3 protein-coding genes are annotated in these 2,227 nt (G+C 68.5%); 2 read left to right on the top strand and 1 reads right to left on the bottom strand.

What is annotated here, in order from left to right; genetic code table 11:
* Positions 1 to 446, bottom strand: a 446-nt coding sequence (locus tag ACH47Z_RS47100; protein WP_399086801.1) for an IclR family transcriptional regulator, incomplete at its 3' end; no start/stop codon positions are given.
* 100 nt (positions 447 to 546) lie between these two features.
* Between ACH47Z_RS47100 and ACH47Z_RS47095 the strand changes: the two genes are divergently transcribed.
* Both ACH47Z_RS47095 and ACH47Z_RS47090 read left to right on the top strand, forming a co-directional pair.
* Entirely contained in the window at positions 547 to 1,743 is a 1,197-nt protein-coding gene (locus tag ACH47Z_RS47095; protein WP_399086799.1) for a CaiB/BaiF CoA transferase family protein, read from the top strand.
* Positions 1,740 to 2,227: enoyl-CoA hydratase/isomerase family protein (locus ACH47Z_RS47090; protein ID WP_399086796.1), on the top strand; the 488-nt coding region annotated here is incomplete at its 3' end. The genes ACH47Z_RS47095 and ACH47Z_RS47090, both read left to right, overlap by 4 nt.

Here is a 2,227-nt window from a genome sequence, read left to right as displayed (position 1 = left end):
TCCGCCGGCAGGTGGGCGAGGATCGCCAGCCCGGAGGCCGACGCATGGAGGGGAGCGCGACCGCCGACCCAGGAGACGTTGCGGACGGTGTGCGTGCTGTCGATCTTGTCCAGCAGGATCACGCTGTCACCGTCCACGATCGTCAGGTGGATCGTTTCGCGGGTCTGCCGGGCGAGGTCCGCCATCGCGGGCGCTGCGGCCTCACGGAGTAGGCGCTCGTGGCGCAGTACGTGCCCGGCCAACTTCAGGGGCCTGGCCGTCAGTATCCACCGTGTGTGGCCGCTGCTGTCCAGCGGGCGGATCCACCCCACCTGGGCCAGCGTGGTCAGACTCCGCTGCACGGTGCTCTTGGGCAGATCCAGTTCCCGTGCCAGTGCGCCCACACCGACCGGCTGAGCCTCGGCGAGCGCTTCGAGCACGGAGAAAGTCGTGAAAACGCTGCGCATCCGTTGACGCCTCCTGACTGCCCACCTACTTTTGTGTCGCATAGTAGCACGGGCGTGCCGTGATACGGCACAAATTCACGGCGAGTTCTCAGGAGATGCGATGGCGGGTCCCCTCGACGGCGTGCGGGTTCTGGATGTCAGCCAAGTGATGGCTGGTGCCTATTGCGCGGCGCTCCTCGCCGACCTGGGCGCCGATGTGATCAAAGTCGAACGTCCGGTCGGCGACGAGCTACGTGGCTGGGGAGCCGACTTCCCCGGCGGCCAGTCGCCGGCATACATGGCGGTGAATCGGAACAAGCGCGGGATCGCCCTGGACTTGCGGGACGAGCGGGGAGCCGCCACGCTGCGCAGACTCAGCGCGGGAGTCGACGTCCTCGTCGAGAACTTCAGGCCGGGCGCCATGGAGCGGCTCGGCTGCGACTATCCCAGACTCGCCACACGGAACCCGCAGCTGGTCTACTGCTCGATCTCGGGATTCGGCCAGGACGGCCCGCTGGCGGGCCGGGGCGGGTACGACCTCGTCGCCCAGGGCATGTCCGGGATCATGAGCGTCACCGGGGAGCCCGGTGGCGCGCTGGTCAAGGCGGGCGTGCCGATCTGTGACCTCACCGCGGGGCTCCTGGCCGCCAACGGTGTGCTCGCCGCCTATGTCCACCGTCTGCGTACCGGCGAGGGACAGTACGTGGACACATCTCTGCTGGAGGCCGGTATCTCCCTGATGGTCTGGGAGAGCGCCGTCCTGTTCGCCACCGGGCAGGTAGCCGGCCCGCTCGGCTCGCAGATGCGGCTCGCGGCCCCCTACGAGGCGTTCCGGACTGCGGACGGCTGGCTGACCGTCGGCACACCCAGTCAGCGGATGTGGGAACGCCTCGTGGAGGCCTTGGCATGGCCGGGGCTGGGGACGGATCCGCGGTTTGCCGATCCGATGTCCCGCATGACCAACCGCCCGTCGCTGACCGAGGAACTGCAGAAGAGGTTCCTGCAGCACACCACCGAGCAGTGGATGGACATCCTCCTGCCGCACGGCATCCCCGCCGGACCTGTGTACGACATCGCTCAGGTCTATTCCGACCCCCAGGTCCGGGCCAGGCGGATGCTCGTCGAGGTGGGACACCCCACGGCGGGATTGGTGAAGCACATCGGCGTGCCCGTCAAGTTCTCCCGCACTCCGGCCGTCATCGATCGTCCGGCCCCGCTGCTGGGCGAGCACACCACCGACGTGCTGACCGAAGCCGGCTTCGGCCCATCCGAGATCGAGACCCTGCTCGCCGCGGGCGTGGCCAAGGAGGAGAAGTGAGCGCAGTCCAGCTGAGGCACCACACCCCGCACATCGTGGTGATCACGCTCAGCAATCCGCCCGTCAACACGCTCTCTTGGGAGAGTCGGGCGCACCTGAAGACGGCCATCGATCGGCTGGAGGAAGAGCCGGAGATTCGTGCGGTCGTCCTCACCGGGGCCGGAGGCGTGTTCACCGCAGGCGCGGACCTGGCCCAGGAGCAGCGGATGACCCGGACCGAACTGCCCGCTCTCGTGGCGGACTTCGAGCGGATCGTCGACGGCCTGGAGAGGTTCCGCGCTCCAGTGATCGCCGCGGTCAACGGCCCGGCCGTCGGCGGCGGGTTCGAGCTGGCTTTGGCCTGCGACATTCGTGTCGCGTCGAGCGAGGCGTCCTTCGTCGCGGCCGGGGTCAACGTGGGCCTGATGGCCAACTTCTGGCGCCTCGCCAGGATAGTGGGACTCGGACCGGCCAAGGAGATCCTCCTCACCGGCGAGCGCTACGG

The organism is Streptomyces sp. NPDC020192, assembly GCF_044388685.1.
Classification (GTDB): domain Bacteria; phylum Actinomycetota; class Actinomycetes; order Streptomycetales; family Streptomycetaceae; genus Streptomyces.
Note: the sequence above shows the minus strand (reverse complement) of the source record. Positions and strands in the feature narration are given on the sequence as shown.

What these genes read in the sequence shown, in the direction of transcription:
- ACH47Z_RS47095 (WP_399086799.1), top strand. Translation starts at nt 547, where the DNA reads ATGGCGGGTCCCCTCGACGGCGTGCGGGTTCTGGATGTCAGCCAAGTG.